The sequence below is a fragment of the Caballeronia pedi genome, from assembly GCF_001544915.2.
In the GTDB taxonomy this organism is placed as follows: Bacteria; Pseudomonadota; Gammaproteobacteria; order Burkholderiales; family Burkholderiaceae; genus Caballeronia; species Caballeronia pedi.
The window spans coordinates 1-1,445 of the sequence record NZ_FCOE02000107.1; the positions used below are offsets into that span (position 1 = coordinate 1).

The 1,445-nt window shown below is 63.6% G+C and carries 1 protein-coding gene; it reads right to left on the reverse strand.

What is annotated here, in order from left to right:
* Positions 1–79: 79 nt before the first annotated feature.
* The gene (gene tcuC, locus AWB80_RS42710) at positions 80–1,378 is read right to left on the reverse strand and encodes an MFS transporter (protein WP_061180604.1); all 1,299 of its coding nucleotides are present in this window, start codon (positions 1,376–1,378) and stop codon (positions 80–82) included.
* Positions 1,379–1,445: the final 67 nt, after the last annotated feature.

Consider the following 1,445-nt stretch of genomic DNA (forward strand, 5'->3'; position numbering starts at 1 on the left):
ACCGAAGCCGCGACGAGCCCCGCCGCGCATACCTTGAGAAACAGATTCGTCATCGATGAGGACATGTGACGTTGCGTGGTCAGTGAGCCGGAGACAGTGTCACCGGGCGGCGACGGTAGAGCACGAACGTCGCACACAGCGCGCATGCGGCGGCGAAGCTCATCCAGATGCCGGGCGCGGCCTTGTCGCCGGTGAAGTGAATCAGGCCCGTTGAGATGGCGGGCGTGAAGCCGCCGAAGATCGCCGTCGCCAGGCTGTAGGCGAGCGAGAAGCCCGCGACGCGCACGTCGGCCGGCATCACTTCCGTCAACGCGACGACCATCGCGCCGTTGTACATGCCGTACATGAACGAGAGCCACAGCAGCACGAGCAGCATGTGGATGAAGCTCGGCGCATGCGCGAGGAACGACAGTGCGGGATATGCCGTCGCGATGGCGAGCACGGTCATGCCGAGCAGCAGCGGACGCCGGCCGAAGCGGTCGGAGATCACGCCGCCGATGGGCAGCCAGACGAAGTTCGACACGCCGACGCACAAGGTCACGAGCAGACTGTCCGCCGTGCTCAGATGCAGAACCGTCTTGCCGAAGGTCGGCGCATAGACCGTGATGAGGTAGAAGCTCGTCGTGGTCATGGCGACCAGCATCATGCCCGCGACGACGATTCCCCAGTTGTGCATCAACGTGGCGAAGACTTCCTTCATCGACGGACGATGCTGGCGCGCCTTGAATTCCTGCGTTTCTTCCAGATTGCGGCGCAGCATGAAGATGAACGGCACGATCATGCAGCCGACGAAAAACGGCACGCGCCATCCCCATGCGGCGATGGCCGACGTGTCCAGCCATTGATTCAGGGCGAAGCCGAGCGCCGCCGCCACGACGATCGCGACCTGCTGGCTCGCGGACTGCCAGCTCGTGAAGAAGCCCTTGCGGCCGGGCGTGGCCATTTCGGCGAGATAGACCGACACGCCGCCCAGTTCCGCGCCCGCCGAGAAACCTTGCAGCAGACGTCCGATCAGCACGAGCGCCGGCGCGAGCAGACCGATGCTGGCGTAGCCCGGCACGAACGCGATGAGAATGGTGCCGCTCGCCATGATCGACAGCGTCACGATGAGGCCCTTGCGACGGCCCACGTCATCGATATAGGCGCCGAGGATGATCGCGCCGAGCGGTCGCATCAGAAAGCCCGCGCCGAACACCGCGAAGGTCATCATCAGCGAGGCGAATTCGCTGGCGGCGGGGAAGAATACGTTGGCGATCTGGGTGGCGTAAAAGCCGAACAGAAAGAAGTCGAACTGCTCGAGGAAATTGCCGGCCGTCACGCGAAATACCGCGGCAGCCTTTGATTGCCCGGGCGAATGGGCAGGGGAGGATTGGTGCATCGAAATGTCTCCGGAAAACCTGGAATGCGCGGTGCGCGCGGATTTGTCTTTCATGCATGTTCGCCGC